This window comes from Vibrio sp. R10-SF1-ISO8 (assembly GCF_059833805.1).
Window position 1 is genome coordinate 1 of record NZ_JCBDHL010000018.1, and the last position, 19,800, is coordinate 19,800.

At 43.9% G+C, this 19,800-nt stretch carries 21 protein-coding genes; 3 read left to right on the top strand and 18 right to left on the bottom strand.

Annotation, left to right across the window (positions count from 1 at the left end):
- Together AC6R00_RS13235 and AC6R00_RS13240 are read left to right on the top strand one after the other, a co-directional pair.
- On the top strand, nt 1-565 hold a 565-nt coding region (locus AC6R00_RS13235), incomplete at its 5' end, for an ATP-binding cassette domain-containing protein (protein WP_500640689.1).
- Nucleotides 558-1,172: a CDP-alcohol phosphatidyltransferase family protein gene (locus AC6R00_RS13240; RefSeq protein WP_500640690.1), complete on the top strand. Its 615-nt coding sequence runs from the start codon at nt 558-560 to the stop codon at nt 1,170-1,172. The genes AC6R00_RS13235 and AC6R00_RS13240, both read left to right, overlap by 8 nt.
- A 15-nt stretch (nt 1,173-1,187) precedes the next feature.
- Here the strand turns inward: AC6R00_RS13240 and AC6R00_RS13245 are convergent, their stop codons facing one another.
- The 18 genes from AC6R00_RS13245 to AC6R00_RS13330 all read right to left on the bottom strand — a co-directional run bounded on the left by AC6R00_RS13245 (nt 1,188) and on the right by AC6R00_RS13330 (nt 17,951).
- Nucleotides 1,188-1,817: an OmpA family protein gene (locus tag AC6R00_RS13245; protein ID WP_500640691.1), complete on the bottom strand. Its 630-nt coding sequence runs from the start codon at nt 1,815-1,817 to the stop codon at nt 1,188-1,190.
- Complete coding sequence (locus tag AC6R00_RS13250) at nt 1,814-3,097, bottom strand: pilus assembly protein TadG-related protein (protein WP_500640692.1); 1,284 nt, start codon at nt 3,095-3,097, stop codon at nt 1,814-1,816. Before AC6R00_RS13250 ends, AC6R00_RS13245 begins: the two co-directional genes overlap by 4 nt.
- Before the next feature lie 2 nt (nt 3,098-3,099).
- Nucleotides 3,100-3,639, bottom strand: a complete 540-nt coding sequence (gene tadF / locus AC6R00_RS13255) for a tight adherence pilus pseudopilin TadF (protein WP_500640693.1) — start codon at nt 3,637-3,639, stop codon at nt 3,100-3,102.
- Entirely contained in the window at nt 3,620-4,150 is a 531-nt protein-coding gene (locus AC6R00_RS13260; RefSeq protein WP_500640694.1) for a TadE/TadG family type IV pilus assembly protein, read from the bottom strand. The genes tadF and AC6R00_RS13260 overlap by 20 nt, the downstream gene beginning before the upstream one ends.
- 3 nt (nt 4,151-4,153) lie before the next feature.
- Nucleotides 4,154-4,876, bottom strand: coding sequence for a tetratricopeptide repeat protein (locus AC6R00_RS13265; protein WP_500640695.1), 723 nt, complete (start codon nt 4,874-4,876; stop codon nt 4,154-4,156).
- A 4-nt stretch (nt 4,877-4,880) separates the two neighbouring features.
- A complete protein-coding gene (locus AC6R00_RS13270) occupies nt 4,881-5,774 on the bottom strand; it encodes a type II secretion system F family protein (RefSeq protein WP_500640696.1) in 894 nt (297 codons plus the stop codon).
- Nucleotides 5,774-6,700 (bottom strand): type II secretion system F family protein, encoded by a 927-nt coding sequence (locus AC6R00_RS13275; protein ID WP_500640697.1) that lies wholly within the window; start codon nt 6,698-6,700, stop codon nt 5,774-5,776. Before AC6R00_RS13275 ends, AC6R00_RS13270 begins: the two co-directional genes overlap by 1 nt.
- Nucleotides 6,697-7,980: a TadA family conjugal transfer-associated ATPase gene (locus tag AC6R00_RS13280; protein ID WP_272786843.1), complete on the bottom strand. Its 1,284-nt coding sequence runs from the start codon at nt 7,978-7,980 to the stop codon at nt 6,697-6,699. The genes AC6R00_RS13275 and AC6R00_RS13280 overlap by 4 nt, the downstream gene beginning before the upstream one ends.
- Complete coding sequence (locus tag AC6R00_RS13285) at nt 7,980-9,215, bottom strand: CpaE/TadZ family protein (RefSeq protein ID WP_500640698.1); 1,236 nt, start codon at nt 9,213-9,215, stop codon at nt 7,980-7,982. Before AC6R00_RS13285 ends, AC6R00_RS13280 begins: the two co-directional genes overlap by 1 nt.
- A gap of 11 nt (nt 9,216-9,226) precedes the next feature.
- Nucleotides 9,227-9,748: a hypothetical protein gene (locus AC6R00_RS13290; RefSeq protein ID WP_500640699.1), complete on the bottom strand. Its 522-nt coding sequence runs from the start codon at nt 9,746-9,748 to the stop codon at nt 9,227-9,229.
- Nucleotides 9,745-11,070 carry a type II and III secretion system protein family protein gene (locus AC6R00_RS13295; RefSeq protein WP_500640700.1) on the bottom strand — a complete coding sequence of 442 codons (1,326 nt, stop codon included), beginning with the start codon at nt 11,068-11,070 and terminating at the stop codon, nt 9,745-9,747. The genes AC6R00_RS13290 and AC6R00_RS13295 overlap by 4 nt, the downstream gene beginning before the upstream one ends.
- Before the next feature lie 7 nt (nt 11,071-11,077).
- Nucleotides 11,078-11,878, bottom strand: a complete 801-nt coding sequence (cpaB, locus tag AC6R00_RS13300) for a Flp pilus assembly protein CpaB (RefSeq protein WP_500640701.1) — start codon at nt 11,876-11,878, stop codon at nt 11,078-11,080.
- 9 nt (nt 11,879-11,887) lie between these two features.
- Nucleotides 11,888-12,313 (bottom strand): A24 family peptidase, encoded by a 426-nt coding sequence (locus AC6R00_RS13305; protein ID WP_500640702.1) that lies wholly within the window; start codon nt 12,311-12,313, stop codon nt 11,888-11,890.
- A 9-nt stretch (nt 12,314-12,322) separates the two neighbouring features.
- Nucleotides 12,323-12,538, bottom strand: coding sequence for a Flp family type IVb pilin (locus AC6R00_RS13310; protein WP_004748017.1), 216 nt, complete (start codon nt 12,536-12,538; stop codon nt 12,323-12,325).
- Nucleotides 12,539-13,043: 505 nt separating this feature from the next.
- Nucleotides 13,044-13,976, bottom strand: coding sequence for a class I SAM-dependent methyltransferase (locus tag AC6R00_RS13315; RefSeq protein WP_500640903.1), 933 nt, complete (start codon nt 13,974-13,976; stop codon nt 13,044-13,046).
- 11 nt (nt 13,977-13,987) lie between these two features.
- Nucleotides 13,988-14,683, bottom strand: coding sequence for a TIGR01621 family pseudouridine synthase (locus tag AC6R00_RS13320; protein WP_500640703.1), 696 nt, complete (start codon nt 14,681-14,683; stop codon nt 13,988-13,990).
- Between the two features lie 66 nt (nt 14,684-14,749).
- On the bottom strand, nt 14,750-16,366 hold the full coding sequence (locus AC6R00_RS13325) for a methyl-accepting chemotaxis protein (RefSeq protein WP_500640704.1): 1,617 nt from the start codon (nt 16,364-16,366) through the stop codon (nt 14,750-14,752).
- A 154-nt stretch (nt 16,367-16,520) separates the two neighbouring features.
- A complete protein-coding gene (locus AC6R00_RS13330) occupies nt 16,521-17,951 on the bottom strand; it encodes a sodium-dependent transporter (protein ID WP_500640705.1) in 1,431 nt (476 codons plus the stop codon).
- A gap of 365 nt (nt 17,952-18,316) precedes the next feature.
- On the opposite strand from AC6R00_RS13330, the gene cls reads away from it, so the two are divergent.
- The gene (gene cls / locus AC6R00_RS13335; protein ID WP_500640706.1) at nt 18,317-19,771 is read left to right on the top strand and encodes a cardiolipin synthase; all 1,455 of its coding nucleotides are present in this window, start codon (nt 18,317-18,319) and stop codon (nt 19,769-19,771) included.
- Nucleotides 19,772-19,800: the final 29 nt, after the last annotated feature.

The window sequence follows — 19,800 nt, forward strand, 5'->3', positions numbered from 1 at the left end:
GGGAGAGATAGTTACATTAATGGGCCCAAGTGGCTGCGGTAAATCCACCTTGCTTGATGCGATTGCTGGTCACTTGTCATCAGAATTTGATTACTCAGGTTCTGTAACATTGAGCGATCAGCGCCTTGATAGCATGCCTGCCCACAAGCGTCAGGTTGGTATCCTGTTCCAAGATGACTTGCTCTTTCCCCATTTAACCGTGTGGGAAAACTTGGCGTTTGCGCTACCTGATTCGATCAAAGGGGCGCAGAGAAAAGAAAAAGCACTGCAAGCACTCAAGAACATATCATTATCTAAACTTGCTGAGTCGTTTCCCGATCAGATCTCGGGCGGTCAACGTGCTCGTATTGCGTTAACTCGTATGCTGCTGGCACAACCTAAAGTTGCTTTGTTAGACGAGCCCTACAGCAAATTAGATAAAGAACTACGCGAACAATTCCGCGCTTGGGTTGTTGACCAATTAAAAGAAGCGAATATTCCTGCATTAATGGTCACTCACGATGACGAAGATGTTCCAGCTGATAGTCGCTGCATCACTTGGCCGTGGGAGGCAAAGCATGCTTGATCGTTTTAGTATCAAGGTTATTCGTTGGCCTTTGGCTCAGTCAGCCAAGCTACTGGATAAGCTTGGGGTTACCGCCAACCAGACAACACTGTTTGGCTTTGCTTTAGGTTGTTTGGCCTTTCCTGCTTTGATAGCAGAACAGTACACCTTGGCTTTGATCTTTATCGCCCTTAATCGGATATGTGATGGGCTTGATGGAGCATTGGCACGTATTCAAGGGATTTCGGATGCGGGTGGCTTTCTCGATATTAGCTTAGATTTCCTATTTTACTCGCTGATCCCATTTGGCTTTGTGCTTGCTAATCCAGAGCAAAACGCAGTTGCCGGCGCGTTTCTGATTTTTTCTTTTATCGGCACGGGGACAAGTTTTTTAGCTTTTGCAGTGATGGCCGGAAAACGCGGCATCGACAACCCTGTCTACAAGAATAAGTCACTCTATTACATGAGTGGGCTCACCGAAGGAACCGAAACAATAGGCTGCTTTATTCTGTTTTGCCTATTGCCTCAGCATTTCGCTGTAATCGCTTTCCTCTTTGGTGCTGCATGCTGGTTTACAACTTTCACCCGTATTTATTCTGGCTTCCAAACATTAAATGAGGCGCCTTAGCGCCTCATTTACTATCTATAAAGTAACTTCGACACGGCGATTTTGTTCGCGCCCTTGTGAAGTGGCATTGCTCGCCTTGGGATCTGTTTCACCTTTTGATTCAATTTGAGTGTTATCTAGCCCTTGCTCTGTTAAATACGCCTGTACGCTGCCTGCACGCTTTAAGCCTAACTGAAAGTTATATTCCTGTGGTCCTGTGCTATCGGTATGCCCAGTCAATACAAACTCATTACTTGGTGAGTCTGCTATTTTAATAATTCGATCAAGAATTTGCTTCGACACTGGCGTTAGATTCGCACGGTCAAAGTCAAAATTAACACTCGCTAACAGATCACCAGACTGACCAGAAACAATCTGACCATTGCTGACTAAATACTCGGCACACTCTCGCTCAAGATCAAACTGGCTAGCAAATCGATCGACAAAGTGGCGAGTGTCTAGCTCTTTTGCTTCAGTTTGTACCTGATACATATTTCCTGCATTCGGAATGACAGAAATCGGCGTACCAGACTCAACCTGAATATAAGTCGCTCCTGACTGAGTTCCGCATATTTGCTCAAAGGCAATGTTAGCGTCATTGGCGATGACTGTTGAGCTAGAAACGAGCGCCGAAACAATAAAGAGCTTGTTGAATTTAAAGATCATTTTAAGTGTCCGATTTCTTCTGAAATTAGGTTAAGGATGATGTCCAAAAGTTCATCAGGGTTAGCGGCGTCATAGACATTGTCTTCGCCAACACATTGAGTTAATGGGTTTCTCCCTACTTTATAGTCAAATCCGATCAAAGCGATTTGGAATGTCACAGGTCTATTGTCCGATGTTTTACGGCTATTTAACTCTGCGCGAATATCATCGCACAGACCCTGATTAATAAGGGCTTTGGTTGGCACAGGTTCACGGCTACTCATAGGGCCATTTCCACCGTTAGTATCATCACCATCAGATAAAATAACCATAAGCTGGCGCGGGTTAGGATCGGATAGCTGCCCAAAGTACTGTGCCGATTTGATGATCCCTTGGTAAGAAGCCGTAGCTCCTCCTGGGCTAAATTGGTTCATCTCAGATCTCAGTAGGTCGAAGTTATCGGTAAATGAAACGTTCTTATATCGAGTAGTAGAGCTATCATATAAGTTATGGGCGCATACCATACTTTTGTCATTCGCTCGGCTTTGCTGCCATCTATCAACCGTTTTCTGCGCATCAAGTTTGTATTTACCGTTCTTTTTTTTGTAGTAGAGCTCATCAACAAACTTCATAGGCTTAGGTTTCCCCCAGCCACAAGAAAAGTTGTCTTTTGGTCGCGCTGTAAACTCTGAATAAGGGACTAAGGAAACCTTGTTTTTGATCTCTTGTATGCCCTGATAACTTTCTAACTCTTTCAGAACAGAATTGATGATGTCACGAACATGCTTGTATTTCGGTTTACCTTGCCACCTTTCATTCATTGAGCCGGAGTAATCCATAACAAACGACACATCGATACTATCACCTTGATACTTGCGGGCCGTCGCAGCATGCGCGACATCATAGTTGTCACCAAAACCGACAAATTCCTGTGTTGGTAGCCAAGCATCTTGGTTGATCGACACTTCTAGCGAATATTGTGAATATCGGTTAGCGCCATCACAATCGAGATTGTCAGAAACGTGACACTCACTTCTTTCAACCTTAGTAATCGAGATATCCGAATCAGGCACATATGTACTAATGTAATCTTCAGCTAATTTTCTGTTTTCAATAAGGTTTGAGCTATTCCTCGCCGCTAAGGCCAAGGCGGCGACTTCGGAGGCGTCCCCTAGCCGTGCTTTGGTTTGCAGTGCACGCGAACCATCAATGGCGAGCGTGAAAAATCCCCACATTCCGGGAATGATCAGAGCAAATAGCAGAGCAGCGTGCCCACTCTGTTTTCTTCTAGAGCTGTGCATGATTAACGCCCCATCATCAAAGAAGATGATTGTATAGTGGTAAACTCTTCATCAAACAAAGGCCCTGCCCAATTGTCGGTTTCGTAACATAGCGTCACGCGATACAAGGTTGCGCGGCGGCCCCATGAAGTCACCATGGAAAGGTCTTCCTGCTGTGAGATTGTTTGTCCCAATGAGCACCCAGTTCCTTTGGAGATTTGGGTCGTAGATGGCTTACCGTTAAGATCAAAAGTCAGCAGTTCAAACTCGCCACCCACATTACTTGCCTGATAACTGCCCATGGTTCTCTTCATTGAACCTGTGGCTATCTTATAAATATCGGTGACCATCTTGTTATCGATATCGTAATTGTCTTTACCATAGAACTGAGTACGCTCTTTGATCACATTGACCAGGGAATAGGACAATCTATCTAGCTTTCCTTGCACCGAGAGTTTAACGACAATGTCAGCAGTAAAGATCAACATGGTAGAGAATACGACCCCAAGCAAAGCAAACTCGATAGAGAACACACCACGTTGGTTAGATTTTAAATTGATCACGCTCGAACTCCTGAATTACAACGACTTCTCTTGTCAGGCTGCTACTCCCTTGCATAAAGAAGGCGAGCATTGGCGTGTAGTCATATTCGACTCTATATATCGCAAGCGCACTGTCTGTAGGATTTCCACACTCCGCTTCGCTTTGACTTTCGTTCTGCGAGCAGGTGTCATCAATAGCTCCATTGTGCTGGCCTAACTCATCGATCGAAGCAAAGTAGTGTACGGTGAGTTTGTATTTATCTGGGTCAATGATATTGCCTAACGCCCCAGCTTGTTCACGAACAGCTCGTTTGAAATCAGCCATAAACTGCGATTGCTGAGAGCTGCGACTAGCAGCCATATTGGTGGTTTTAGCACTGCGTGAAGCTTCAGCAATTGCAAGGTCATTAGCGGAGGAAACGTAAGCCAAATAACCCATTTCAGCCCAGAGCATAATCATCAAAAAAAACGCCATAAAACCAAGGCCAAACTCTATAGACGCTACACCGCGTTGTTTGTGTAGAATTAACATGGCTTAAGACTCAAAGTTCGCATTGCTGAAATCACCAACGCGGATTGAGTTTATGATTTGCTGTGTCTGTTTATGATCATATTTGTCTTCAAGCATTTGCTGAGCTTGGTCAAGATCGCCTAACTTCACCAAAGCGATGACCAAGTTGGCTTCGGTTTTGGCATCTTTTGGATTAGCCTGATAAACAGAAAGCAATAAGTCGTAACTACGTTTGTAGTGGCCCTGAATCAGATACAGGGTCGCTAGGTTGTTTTTCACTGCGTCATCGGCATAAAACAGTTTTCTTGCCTCGATGAAATACTGCTCCGCTAGCTCAAATTTCCCTTCCACCGCAGCTAAGACGCCAGCAAGATTATACGCTTCACCACTCTTAGGGTTTAACGACAATGCTGTGGATACAATCTCAACTGACGGATCGATCTCGCCTAACTGAAAGTGAGCTTTGGCTAATATCAGATAAGCATCAAAACCTTTCGATTTTTCATTAAGTTGACTGATAGCAAAAATCGCTGACTCTGGATCTTCTATCGCTAAATAGGTGCGCGCTAGCTTAATACGCGTGTCAGCACTTTCCTGCTCGCGCAACTCTTGCTTGTAAAACTCAATGAGTTTTTCTTGGTTGTTTGCTTCAACATACATCTGCTCTTTATTCGCATTAATCACTGAACTAGGGTCAGAAGTCTGTGTGGTTGCACAACCACTCAGTAGCAAAGCTGATAACAGCATTAATTTATACATGGTCCATAAACCTCATTACAGCAGGTGCCAAGATGATCACCACAATCGGCATCATGATGAATACAATCAATGGCATAGACATTTTTGCAGCCAGTTTGCCAATGCGCTCTTCAGCCGCAAGCATGTTGACGTCACGAATATCTGACGCAAGCGTGGTGAGCACTTGATAAATGGATGAGCCATATTGCAGGCTCTGTTTTAAGGTCATGACAAAACTACGGATCTCAGGTGTCGGCAGTTTTTCATACAGTTCGTCTAACGCCCTCTCTAGGCTGACAATTTTTGCTCGGTCATCCACTTTAGCCAGTAGCAGAGCAAGTTCTTTATCAAACGCCCTTAGCTCTATAGAGAGATATTTAATGGTTGCTTCTAGCGTCATGCCGGTTTGAACACAAATGGCCATCAGATCAAGCAAATAAGGTAACTGTCCGGAAATACGTTGCTGGCGCGCCTTTTTTCTTGCTGCGAGTAACGAGTCAGGAATAATGATGCACGCAATAAACCAAACGGCCATACCCGCTATCATTTTTGAAGAAGGCAATGAGTACATATTTGCTACAAGGTAGATAAGAAAAACACCGAGTATTGATACACCATACTTAAAGTGCATGTAGTACTTAGCTAAATTCTGATTGTGTAGACCTGCCTCCTCTAACTTCTCCTTAATGTCATCTTCCTGTGAAGAGAATGAAGAAGTCAGTTTTTCTAATGCCTGCTCTAGGTGGCTATCAGTATCGTGTTTCTTTTCTTGGCTTTTATCGTCCAGTAACGCGTAGGTTTTTAGCATCTTACGACGCTTGGCCGTACTCCAGATCTGGTAACCGACAATCGCGATACCTAGGGTGATAAGCACAAGGGTGATAAAAATGATCAAATGCGCTGACATTATCTTTGCGCCCCTCTCATCAACATCCAAACAATCAACAGACCGATAAATTCACTGCCAATCAAGTAGTAAAGGATGGGCTTTCCTGCCGGATCAAATAGCAAGAACTCAAAATTGTCAGGGCTGACAAACTGGAGTAAGAACAACACTGAAAAAGGGATCACCGCGACGATTTTCGCCGACATCCGCGCTTCCGCAGTCAAAGCATATTTCTTCTTCTCTATTGCTCTCGCATCAAACATGAGTCGATTTAAGCGCGCAATAACATCTTTCAACTGACCACCACGCTGCATGTTTGCGCGCAAGGTTATAACGAAAAAATAGAAAGAGGGATATGGAAAGCGGTCACAAGATTTACGGAACACGTTGTCTGGTGTTTCTCCAAGCTGAAGCCTCTCCCCCATACGCTTAAATTCATTACCAACTTCACCCTGTAGAGTACGTCCGACATAAATGATAGCGTGCATAATACTCTCACCCGAACTTACCGCACTAGAAAGCATATTTAACGCATCAGGGAAGGCACTTTCGAAAGCCTGGCGCTGACGCTTTTGCAACCATAAATAGCCAAATACCCAACCAAGCACTAACACACTTGAAACAACCACCAACAAGTTTGTCTGCAAGTACTTATTATTGAGCACTACTCCGCCAACCACTAAGACGAGGCTAAAGATAGTCAATTTCACCTCAGCCATTTTGCCTAACTGACGCTTTACGTTTTTGCTTCTTGCTTTCAGTACATCGATGAAGGTTTTGTCAGAAAGCGCTTTAAGGTCAACGGCTTGTTGAGCCTCATCAATGGAACTAACCATTAACGATGTGTTTGCTTCTTCCAAATAGTAGTTTTTTTGCTCGCTTTTTCTGGGCCAAAACACTACCAGCAAGGTCAATCCGCCAATAATCAAGGCCAACCAATAGATCATGCAGGTTCACCAACATTAAAGGCTTCGGTTAGCTGTTGCTCTAGACCAAAGTATTTGGCTTTCTCAACCAGAACCGAACGCTGCATAAGGCCCGCAGTGACAAAGCGCCCGCGAATTTTGCCATCTTCATTGCCCATTGAAGCAGGCTGAAAACGGAACATTTCTTCCAATACAACGTTTGAGCCTTCGATACCAACAACTTCGGTAATACTCATCACTTTTCGGCTTCCATCGTGCAAGCGACTGATTTGCACCACGAGATCGACTGCACTAACAATCGTCCGGCGAATCGCCTCTAATGGCAAACTGCTTGTCGCCATCATCACCATTGACTCTACCCTTGCCAGTGCATCTCGGGGTGTATTGGCGTGCAGAGTAGACATAGAACCATCGTGGCCGGTATTCATAGCCTGAAGCATTTCAAACGCTTCTGCACCACGACATTCTCCAACTATGATCCGATCAGGACGCATACGTAGTGAGTTAATCACTAAGTCGCGCTGATTAATCGCACCTGAACCTTCGATACCTGCAGTACGAGTTTCCAAACGCACAACGTGTGGCTGCAACAGTTTCAGTTCTGCCGCATCTTCGATAGTCACAATGCGCTCTTTCTCTGAGACGTATTGAGACAATGCATTAAGCATGGTTGTCTTACCTGAACCCGTGCCACCAGATATCAAGATATTGAGTCGACAGCGAGCAGCAATCATTAAGATGCGTGCCATCTCAGGGCTCATCGCGCCAAATTCAACCAGTTCAGATAGCTCTATTGATTGCTTTTTAAATTTTCGGATTGAGATTGACGTACCATCAATCGCAATAGGTGGAATAACGATATTAACGCGACTTCCATCAGGCAAGCGGGCATCGCAGGTTGGCGAAGATTCATCAACACGTCTGCCGACTCGGCTAGCGATACGTTTAGCAATTTGCTGTAGCTGGTCTTCGTCAATAAAGGAGACATTGGCTTTCTCTACCAAGCCGTAGCGCTCGACAAACACCTTGTCACAGCCATTGATCATGATGTCACTGATCGACTCATCTTCCATTAAAGATTGCAAAGGACCTAGTCCGTGCAACTCATCAACAAGCCCTTTGACATATTCACGACGGATGACACTTGCCACAGAAAATCCAAGTTTGTCGATCAACATATCGACGGCGTTAGATAGCTGAACCGTTAGTGCCTCTTTAGACAGGCTTTGAACAACTTCAGCATCTAGCGCTTCGAAGATCTGTTTGCGGATCTGTACATAAGCTGATTTATTGATGTCCATTATTTGCCTCGCTTAAGCATGCGACGTAGCCAACTGTTTTTGTCGCCTTCATCGGATTGACCAAGCAGCATCGCGGTGAGCTTATGCAGGTTTTGGCTGACTGGATAGTCATGCTGGTAGATGTGCTTTTGCTCCAAGACCAGCTTACTCATTCTTGGCTCATTCGGCAGAACTACGTCAGGCTCACGACCTAAAAACTCTTTAATGTCAGCAGGGCTAATCGTTGCGGCTTTTTCTGCAATGGTGTAGTTCAGAACAAACAAGCAACGCGCGTTAGAATCCGCCATTTCCAAGCTACGCATCGTACGCTTAGCTTCGCGAACACTAGAGACCGTTGGCTCTATTAGCAACACAATCACATCGCAGGACGTTGAGATATAATCGAGATCTTGCTTAGAGTTACTCGCTCGGGACAAATCTTCGATAATGAAGTTGTAATTGCCGGCAAGCTCTGCCGTTAGCGTGCGAACGTACTCTTTCAGCTCTAGCTCATTAAGGTCATCCGATTCAAGCGACATGACCGCTAACATGTTGTCGACCTTTTTCACCATGCTTGTGGCATAGGTTGTATCAACGCTTGATGCGAGCGAGGCTCTCGTAACGGGTTTCTTCTCAAATCGCTTAAGACCCAAGAAGATATCCAAATTGCCGCCACGAAAATCATGATCGACCACCAAACTACTCGATTTTTTTAGGTTCGATAGTTCAAAAGCAATTTCAGCGGTCAACATGGTTGCGCCGACACCACCTTTTGTACCCCAAATACCGACTTTTTTTGCTGTGCGATCCTTACCTAAACCAGAATTTCGTTGGCGATTATTGTTTACGTTACGAACAAAATCTATCAGCTCTTGTTTAGTGATTGGCCAAAACACATAGTAAAAGCCCATCTCTTTTAAGTTACGAATGGTAGAAATTGCGTCTTCGCTACCAATAACAATCACCGAAGCACTGTTGGGCAGCAAGTGACTGATTCGCTCCATATCCTTAGTGACGTTTTCACTAAGGTTCAACTCCACAATGACGATCTCTACCAGAGACTCACGCACATGCTGTTTAATCTTTTCATCGCCGTTTGGCACCATAGTGGGAACATTAATGTTCTCAAAACGAAAGGCTTCATCAACCAGATCGACACATTCTTGGGTTTGATGAAACAATACCGAGGTAATGGTCTCTTTTTTAACCGTATCCTCTAGAGGCTTGCTTTGCAGCTTGTCGACTAAATCAAACATAAATTTGTCCCCTACTTAGCAATAGGCTGTGGTGACAGCATTTTTTCTGGATTTACCATTGCTTGCCAACGCGCATTTTCAGCAAAGCAACCTTCAGAGTACGCGCCGAACTGGCCGATTTTACTTGGCGTGCACAGCTCAGTGACCACCTTGGTGTAATGAAACCGAACAGCAACATCCTTACTGTTACTTAAGCTCTCTTGGCTGAACGAGATATGCTTTATATCAACACCACGCGCGATTAACTCCTGACGAAGCGAAGTTGCCAGCTGCTTACCTCGATTTGTCGACCATTGGATCTCCAGTCCTTTGTTCACCACTAAGTCCCAGTTCTTATTGAGCAGTGTGCGTACATCTTGCTTAGCGCTTTCTAGACCCACCTGTTCAAACGAAGCAGACCAGGTATAAACCATTGGCACGGTGTGAATAGCTTGACCTTGTCGGGTTGCAACCGTTTCTGCGCAGCCAGCCAAAACAAATAGCGTGCACAAACTCACCGCTTGCCAAAGAGATTTACGAGTTACCTTCTTCATAGCTTGAAGCCTCCGGTCGCGTAGATTTCATTTGCCCATTTATTTTGTTCTTTATTCGACGAGGTTGGTTCAACATTAAAAAATCGCTCAAGACTCGTGGTTCTCTGCATTGTTGGTAGCTGAACTGCACTTGGTTCAACGGGCTGAACAAGGTTGACCGTCGCTACAATCACGAGTTCGGTACGTGTTCTTTCAGTGCCTGAAGAACGGAACAGTGCACCTAACACTGGAATTTCGCCAATAAATGGAATTTGGCTCAACGACTCTTTGTCTTCGGTACTCAGTAATCCACCCAAAACGAAACTTTTACCATCAGCAAGCTGAACAGTGGTTCTGGCACGGCGAGTTTTTAATGCTGGCAAATTGTAGGAAGCATTACTGTACTGGGTATCTAGCGAGCTCACTTCTGGCATTAACGACAATTTAATCTTGTCGTCTTCAAGCACCTTGGCCATCAGGTCAAGACGGATACCGAACTCTTTGTACTCAACGTTAGTCGTTCCATCTACTACAGTGACGACTGGTAGCTCACCACCAACTAGGAAATTCGCCGTTTCACCAGACATAACGGAAAGATTCGGCTGTGCGAGAATTTGTCCGACTGTGTCATTACCCATAGCGGTAATAACCGAGATAATATCCGAAGCACTAAATGAGGTTAGCGGATTGACAAAAACACCCGCACTCTGGCCTTGGCTACCGTACTGAACACCAAACTCTTCAAGGAATGAGTGAGACACTTCCGCAATCGACAGTTTTACGTTAACTTGTTTTTGGGTAACGACTTCGATCTGATTGACAACGCCAGTGAAATGAAAGCGCTTCATAAACTCCATTTCATTGTCTTCATCACCATAATTCCATTCTATCGTGAATTCTTCTTTCTCTTTCTCTAACAGCTCACCGACCATCAGATTGATAGCATCTTTGGTTTTTTCGTTTGCAACGGTGCCAGTTAAGACAACGTTGTCACCGATATGCGTCAACTTTACATTGGCATTGGGATACAACAGTTGAACTTGGCTTTCTAATTCTGTTAGCGAGGTATTCACTGTCACCTTGCGTTTAGTGAGTGTCTTTCCGCTAGTGCCAAATACAGCGAATCCAGTCTCACCTAAGGCTTTGCCGAATAAAGCAACTTTGCGTTTATCAATCACTTGATAGTCAGCCACTTTTGGGTTGGAAATAAAGACTGAGTCTATATCTTCGCCAACTGAGATTATTTCCATCTCACCTTCAGAGAGATAGGTACTTCTTTGCGCGCTTGAAATAGAAGGCACTAAAAAAAATAAGGCACAAAGAGAGATAAGTAACTTTTTCATTGAAGCCTCAGTTAATGGTTACATCGCTCGAGCGATATTCGACCACAGATTTGAAGTTGGATAGCACATCACCCGCATCAGCATGGAGATCTGACTTTTGGTATTCACCGATAGATTTATGAACTTCAAGTTCAGAGATTCTTTTTGCCACAGTAATGGTCGCAACTTGCTTACGAGTCAGCTCAAGGATTAAGTTAATTTCACTCGTTGCAGGGGTAGTGCGAGTCGCATCGATTACGCTTTTGTTTACTTGCAATACTTTGACACCAGTGAGTACTGGGGTAACAAACATATTTCGCTTACGTGTGGTTTGGGTCTCTGCCGTTTCGAGCGAGAATTCAGTGGGTAAAGAAAGCGCTAATACATCAATCATTGTGCCGTGGGTAATCACGCCACCAACTATGGATTGCGGCTGTACTTTAATTGCGTAAGGAACGCGATTATCACCAATCACAAGACCAACATAACCTTCTTGGTCTGGTGCAACAATCCGCTCTTTAAAGGCCAAATCACCAGCACTAAGGTTTTGGGCATAAATAGCCCCAGTTGCAAAATCAAATGACATATCTTTCGCCACACCTAAAGCATTGGCTTCACGCTCAGGTAAACGAACTAGCTCTATGTCATTTCGCTCTACCTTATCGCCAAGGTAGACATCTTTATTCAAGCGCCAAACTGATACATATACTTCTTTTTTGGTTTCAGGTTGCACATTAGATTTTGGAGAACTGCTTAACGTTCCCGCCAGTCCGAACAGACCAAAAAGAACTGCAAAGCTTGCTACAACAAGAATTACTTTCTTTTTCAATTGAACTCCCTACATAGAAGCAACGATGCCGACTAACCCGCCAGCAGAAATAGCGATTCCATAGGGAATGCCACTGAATGTGTTGCGACTAAGCATTTTTTTTATCAAATAAGCCAAGCTGACCAAGCCTCCAACCAAACAGATAGTGATAAGAGCTATGGGCAACACTTGCGGCTCTATCGCGATCGAGTAAGCACCAAAAAGCTTTGAGTCCCCACCACCTAAGATGTTGAACTGGCTAAGTAATAGCCCAACTAACAAAATAATAACTGGCGATATAATTTGAACTTCAGAATATAAATAGGCGTAGCCTAAGCTGACAATTGCTATAAGGAAGCAAACCCTATTACTGATTTTTCTCTCTTTAATATCAATGTAGATAGCAAAAAGAGAAAGAGTAGCTAATAGGATTAGCCACTCTAATTTATAAGACAATTTAATGACTTAAGCTTTAGGAGTACCTGCTACTAAAGCATCCTTAACAGAATCAAAAATGTTGCTAAGGCGCGTTGAAATACTATCTTCTCCTAAGAAAGCAGCACCAACGACTACGGCAACACCAGCCGCAATTAGGCCGTATTCAATTGCAGTAACACCGCGCTCGTCATTTTTGTAGTTTTCTAGGGCTAATTTAGCGTGTACGTATAGTTTAGTTAACATGCTCTTTCCTTTCTGAATTGTGGTTTTAAATTCAATATTTAATTAATTTTAATCCGATAAAAATGAATTCGGATAATTTAGGGAGCGCATATTAGTAATTTAAAAATAGGCAATCAATCAAAAAATAAATCTTAATTAAATCGAATAAATAATATAACCAGAGGGAAAATGGATAAATTTATAAATTCAATCAAAAATAGATTAAAAATTTACCAACTCTATGTAAAGAATTTCTTATAATTATATTTTTAATTATTAATTTATATAACAATAGATCTTGTATAGATCTATTAAATATCACCGAGAGGTCAAAGTCTTACTTTTGAGACAAAATGAAAACTATTACATCCAGTTAGTTCTCCACTCTAATCAAGATTTATCAGTTTATTGTGCGAATTTTCTCACAATAGTTAGTTGCATTAACTTAAAGGTGCGAGAGGTTCTTGTTATTGAGATACAAAAAAAGCGCCTAAGTAGGCGCTTTAACAACTCTAGTTCGTTGGTCTTACTTAAACCTGAGTACTTTTAACGAAGCCTCAGGATCGATGTCTTCAAATTCCGGTGGGTTATCCAAACGTTCAACAAAGCTTAATTGCGGCGCTTCTTGCTGCATGCTGTCGATTAAAAACTGACTTGTGACTTGAGGAGAGTTAACACATGCAATCACTTCACCGCCTTCCGCTAATAGCTCTGGCAATTTTCTAAGAATACGTTTGTAATCTTTAGTTAAAGCAAAGCTGCCTTTTTGAAATGAAGGGGGATCAATCACGATCAGATCATAGCGACCCATTTTTCTGATTTTTCCCCATGAGCGGAAAATATCATAACCTAAGAACTTAACTTGATTAACGTTGTGACCATTTAATTTATGGTTTTCGCGCCCTTTCGATAATGAAGAGCGAGACATATCCACATTCACTACTTGGTCTGCCCCGCCCTCAATTGCAGCAACAGAAAAACCACAGGTATAAGCAAAAAGGTTAAGGACATTTTTATGTTTGGCGTGCGCTTTTACCCAGTCACGACCAAGACGCATATCCAGAAACAGACCAAAGTTCTGGTTACGGCCAATATCAAGCTGATATTTTAAGCCCGACTCTTCGACAACAGGTCGATTGTCCAAGTCGCCTAACAATACTTCTGACGGCGCGCCTTCAGCATAACGATACTGAACAACGATGACTTTCCCTTGCTTCTGTTGCCACAACTCACTTTCAGATAAGGTCGTCAGTCCTTGCTTTAACTCTTCAATAAAATCGTCACTAACCTGTTTAAACAGACTGACAATGAGCTGACCTTGAATCCAATCACAAGTCAGCTGTTCTAAGCCTTCGAATCTACGTCCACGACCATGAAACAGGCGACGAACCCCATTCGGTGCGATTTCGAGTTGAAGTTTCAGTTGTTCAAAAAAGACAGCTAGTTGCTCTGACTGCATAGTTGCAGGCACTACTTGTTGATCTTCGGCCATGATAGCTCCCAAGGTTTTAGCCAAGCCTCAATGCCTTGACTGGTAATTTCATCATTCCACTTCTTGCCAAGCACGTTGTTGTTGCGTGGGTCACATACAAACTCGTAAGCTTGGTGATTCAGTTCGAAGCGAAGCGCAAACGCGTGCAAATAACCGCGGTCAGAGTGACTACCGCCGTTATATATAGGATCGCCAACAATACCCGAACCGACCGACTTCAATGCGACGCGAATTTGATGCGTCTTACCTGTGTGTGGCTTACATAGAAACAGTCGCTCTCCCGGCAAAGAGGCTGTAGAAAAAAACTGGGTTACAGCGGGGTTGTTTTGAGTGTTAATCAATTTCCAAGAAGCACGCCGAGAACGCTCCATATCACCAATCACTAAGCCCTGCTTCTTCTTTGGTTTCTTGCTACCAATGGCGAGGTAGAACTTCTCCACGTTGCGCTGAGCAAACTGATTCGATAGTTCTCTGGCAGCGGATGAGTTTCTTCCGAGCAATAAGATGCCTGACGTCATTTTGTCTAACCGATGAATAAGAAAAAGCTGCAGATCCTCAGTTTGCTTAGCCACCTCTTGCAGTAGCATGGTATCGCCATCATCTTTATGCACGGAAACATTAGGGTGTTTGTTAATGACGATAAAGTCAGGATGGGTATATAAAATATCAAACATTTGACTGGCTCCACTTCGGAGGCATGAGTATACCCATTCTCCTTGTGAAAGCCAGTCTAGCTTGACTTAGCCCAGTTTAAATTTACTGACTAAGCTCTCTAGCTCAGCAACTTTAGAGTTCAAACCGTTAACATTATCGGAACTGCTGTTGGCTAACTGCAGTGACCGCTCTGATATATCGCTAATAGCGGTAATATCGGCGGCAATCTCTTTAGTAACAGCGGTTTGCTCTTCTGCTGCTGTGGCAATTGAGTTGACCATAGATTGAACATTGGCTGCGCCAGCGACAATTTCTTCCAGAGCAGTAACCGCACCAGAACTACGTTCAACACCAATCTCTACTAGTTTGCAGTTCTCTTGCGTATAGGTCACAGCTTCTTGCGTTCCGGTTTGGATCTGTTGGATTATCCCAGCCACTTCCTTGGTAGCCGTCGTAGTCCGTTCCGCTAAAGCTCGAACCTCATCAGCAACAACAGCAAATCCACGACCAAACTCCCCTGCCCTGGCGGCTTCAATCGCTGCATTCAGGGCAAGCAAGTTTGTTTGCTCAGCGATGCCTTCAATAACGCGAATGACTGAGCCAATTTGTTCACCATGCGAGCCAAGCTCATTCATTTGTGTCGACATCTCCGTCATCTGCAAACTCACCTGTTGAATGGAATCCACCATTTCAGTAATAACATTACGGCCAGATTCTGCACTTTGCTCAGATTTCTGTGCTTCTTCAAATGTTGCTGAGCCCTGTTGTGCCACTTCTGAGATAGTTAAGCTGAGTTCTTCTGCCGCTGTCGCAATCAAGTTAGCTTTATCCGCCTGCGACGATGCTCCGGCAACAATATCTTGGCTGACATTCGAGAGATCAGCCGTTACATGCTGAACCTGATTGGAAACAGATGAGATAGAGCCAATCAGTGTAGTCAAAGATGACTGCATTTTATTAATTGAACCAGCTAGATTCGCCAGCTCATCTCCCGAATTGTCGACGATATCATCCGCAGTTAAATCCCCTTCTGCCACTTTCTGCGCGACAGAATCAAGGTTAGATAAACGGGTTGTTATCGAGTTGGATAGCCAATAGGCAATAATGCAGGTGAGGACTAACGCGATAACAAACAACACAACAATGGTGTTTTCAATCGTATCGAACGAATCGGTAAGATAAAGAAGAGAAGCATCAGTCTCGGTAATTTCAGCCGATGAAGCCTCATCAAGCAGTGCTTCGATAGGTGTTAGATATTCTTCATAAAGACTGCGTAGCTCGGTAATCTCTTGCTCTAGCGCACTTTTATCACCAAGAAGTGGCACTATGTCTCGTTCAAAGCCTTGGGTAAACCCAGCCATTAAGCGTTCGATTTGCTCAACACGTCGATGATCGGCCCCTCCAGGGGTCTCCAGTTTTTTAACGGCAGCGATCGCATCTGCAAATTCTTGTTTGTTTCTTTGATAGTCTCCCAACGCACCTGACACACCGGTTATAGCGCCCGTTGCGTCTCGATAAACATCACCTGCTTCATCAATTAAGATGAGATATCCCACTACTTCGGGGACATCATCATTACGAATTTCAGTGGCGACTGCATGTGACTTGGTCACTTCTGACCAAATAGCCCCTGCCATTATTGTCATGATGGCAAGGACACAACCAAAACCAGCATAGAGTTTTTTCCGTACAGACCACTTCACAAAGCACCTTCCTTAAACAACGTACATTTGAATTCCATTCTTGTTACCGAAGATTATAGGCTTAATGATGATTCTCTTTAATAAAAGTAGTTGATAGAAACGAAAAAACCTCCCAGTTTGGGAGGTTTTATTTGACGTAACTAATCAGTCAGGTTTAGAGCTTCTTAGAGAAGACTCCTGCTAGAGCGATGATACCAATACCTAACAGCATGATTTCACCTTTACCACTATCGAAGCCAGACTTAATGCCCATGAATGCAACGATTGCGATAGCCACTGGGATGATGTACTTAACTAGGTTGTACCATAGACCAAACAGTGGGAAAGATACTTCACCATCGTTAGTGATTTCTTTCTCTAGCTCTGAGCGCGATAGACGCCAACCAGCAAAAATACACACTAACATGCCGCCAACCGCTAGGAAGATCTTATCAGTCAACAGGTCAAAGATATCGAACGCACCAGTGCCAAATAGCGTTGGTCCTACACCACCTAGAGAAAGCGATGCGAACACACATAATGTCGCCATTACCGCACTTGCGCTAATTACCGCTGTAGAACGCTTCATACCTTTCTCATCGATTAGGTAAGAAACCACTACTTCAAGTAGAGATACAGAAGAAGTCAGCGCCGCTACCGTTAGACCAATGAAGAACATGAGTGCAAACAGAAGACCAATTACGCCGCCCATTTCAGCAAATAGCTGAGGTACAACGACGAATACTAGACCTGGACCTGCTGCTGGTTCCATACCGAATGCAAACATTGCAGGGAACATTGCGACACCCGCTAGGATTGCAACACCTGTGTCCATCGCAGTAACCATACCAGTTGTTTGAACTAGGTTCTCTTTCTTCTTCAAGTAAGAACCGTAAGTCAACATACAACCCATACCTAGACTTAGCGAGAAGAACGCTTGACCTAGAGCTGCAAGTACTACGCTGCTGTCTACTTTAGAGAAATCTGGCATGAACAGGAACTCAAGACCTGCCATCGCACCAGGTAACATTAGACCTTTCACTGATACCACGATCAGGATTAGGAATAGCAGAGGCATTAGGATCTTACCCGCTTTCTCGATACCGCCAGAAACACCTTTCATAACGATAGCGATGTTAAGCATCAGGTAGATACCCATCCACATCAGAGGTTGAACAGGATCCGAAATAAAGCCACCGAAGCTATCACCGATTGCTTCAGGCGCACTTAGCAGACCGCCACCTACTTTAAAGATATATGCCAGTGCCCAACCACCAACGACTGGGTAGAAACCCATAATCAGTAGACCACTTAGCACACCCATAACACCTGTGAACGTCCAACGACGGTCAGTCGTTTTGAACGCACCTACAGCTGATAGACCTGTCTTACGACCAATAGCGAATTCCGTTAACATTACGCTAAAGCCGATGAAAATCACGAAAAGAAGGTAAATAGCAACGAACGCGCCGCCGCCGCTCTCACCTGCCGTGTAAGGAAATTTCCATATATTGCCCAAACCAACAGCAGAACCTGCTGCGGCCATTACGAAGCCTAATTTAGACCCCCATGTATCACGGGCCTGAACACTTGAACTAGTAGCCACGGTTACTCCATTAAATCGTTTTTTAAGTTGTGTTTGCTTCTGTTAGGCGTCTTAAAAAGTGGTGTATAATTATTTTTACACTTAATAAAATTATCAGTGACGCTAACGTTATGGCAAGTAAAGCAGTTTAAGATTAAAATTGGAAGCCCAATTAGTGTATTTTTCCACCACAAATGTAATTAATATGTTTAAATGCTGCTTTTTTAGCCTTTAACATCTACTATACACCAGATTTTACATTCTCATAACAGAATCATTCTTTTTCTTTCTACTTCCTGTTCGTTACATTCTTTGAAAATTTGCCGCTTGTCGTCCTTCGTCCAGAGTTCTAATATTGGATAGCATTGGATTACCTAGGTTACTGAATGGAAAAGTTTTATCACTTTCTTACACTTGCTGGGATTGTCTTTTACTGGATTCTGGTTGCCGGCGTGACAATTCGAGTAGTGCTAAAGCGTCGTGCAGTGAGTGTTTCGCTGGCTTGGCTGATGATCATTTATATCATCCCAATTCTCGGCGTTGCCTGCTATTTCCTATTTGGGGAGCTCAACCTTGGTCGAAAAAGAGCAGAACGTGCGAAGGAGATGCTCTCTCCTTTCGCTGACTGGTTCTCGAACCTTAACGACTGTCATGCTCACTCCCCAGAGAGCTTTGGTCGTCATATTTATCGAATTGATGAGCTTTGTAACAACCGCCTAGGCCTACCCGCTCTGTCAGGTAACTCCCTTTCTTTACAAAGCTCGCCCGACGATATTCTTCGCTCAATCATCGAAGATATAGAAAATGCACAAACCAGTATTCGCATGGTTTTCTACATTTGGCATCCAGGTGGATTGGCCGATTCGGTGGCTTCCGCTCTGATTCGTGCCGCAAAACGTGGCGTAAATGTTAAATTGCTGCTTGATTCCGCAGGCAGCCCACGCTTCTTTCGCAGCGAATGGTTGAAAATGATGCGCAGTGCGGGGGTAGAGGTCGTTCAGGCACTAGAAGTAAGCCCATGGCGTATCTTCCTGCGACGCTTAGATCTGCGTCAACATAGAAAAATTATCGTTATTGACGAAAAAGTCGCATACACAGGTTCAATGAACCTCGTCGATCCTGCCTATTTTAAGCAAGATTCCGGTGTAGGACAGTGGATCGACATTATGATTCGCGTTACTGGCCCTACTGTTAATGTCCTTTCCGCGATTCATTGTTGGGACTGGGAAGTTGAAACGGGGTCACGTGCATTCCCTGCTATTCCAGAGTGCCGTATTAACCCTGACGAGCCGCAACATCCCGTGCAAGTGGTTCCTTCAGGGCCTGGTATGCCGGAACATTTGATTTCTCAAGTATTAACGCTTGCAATTAATCAGGCTAACCACTCGGTTCGAATCACTACCCCTTATTTTGTCCCAAGCTCTGACTTACTTGAAACTCTTAAGATGACGGCGCAACGTGGCATTAATGTAGAACTTGTCATTCCACACAAAAATGACTCGTTGATGGTTCAATGGGCGTCACGAGCATTTTATAGCGAGCTACTAAGCGCTGGTGTCAAGATCTACGAATTTTATGGTGGATTGCTCCATACCAAGTCCGTTGTGATCGACGAGGAGTTTTGTCTCGTTGGGACAGTAAATATGGATATGCGCAGCCTATGGCTTAATTTCGAACTCACCTTAGCCATCGATGATCTTGCTTTCACCAAAGAGATGTTCTGGCTTCAGCAAAGTTATATGGAAAAATCACATATCGTCGATATCGAAGAGTGGGAAAAGCGAACACTATTCTCTCGCTTTTTAGAGCGTGTATTTTATCTGTTTAATCCTCTGCTTTAATCCCTTGCTATTCATGCTTTGCCGTGGTT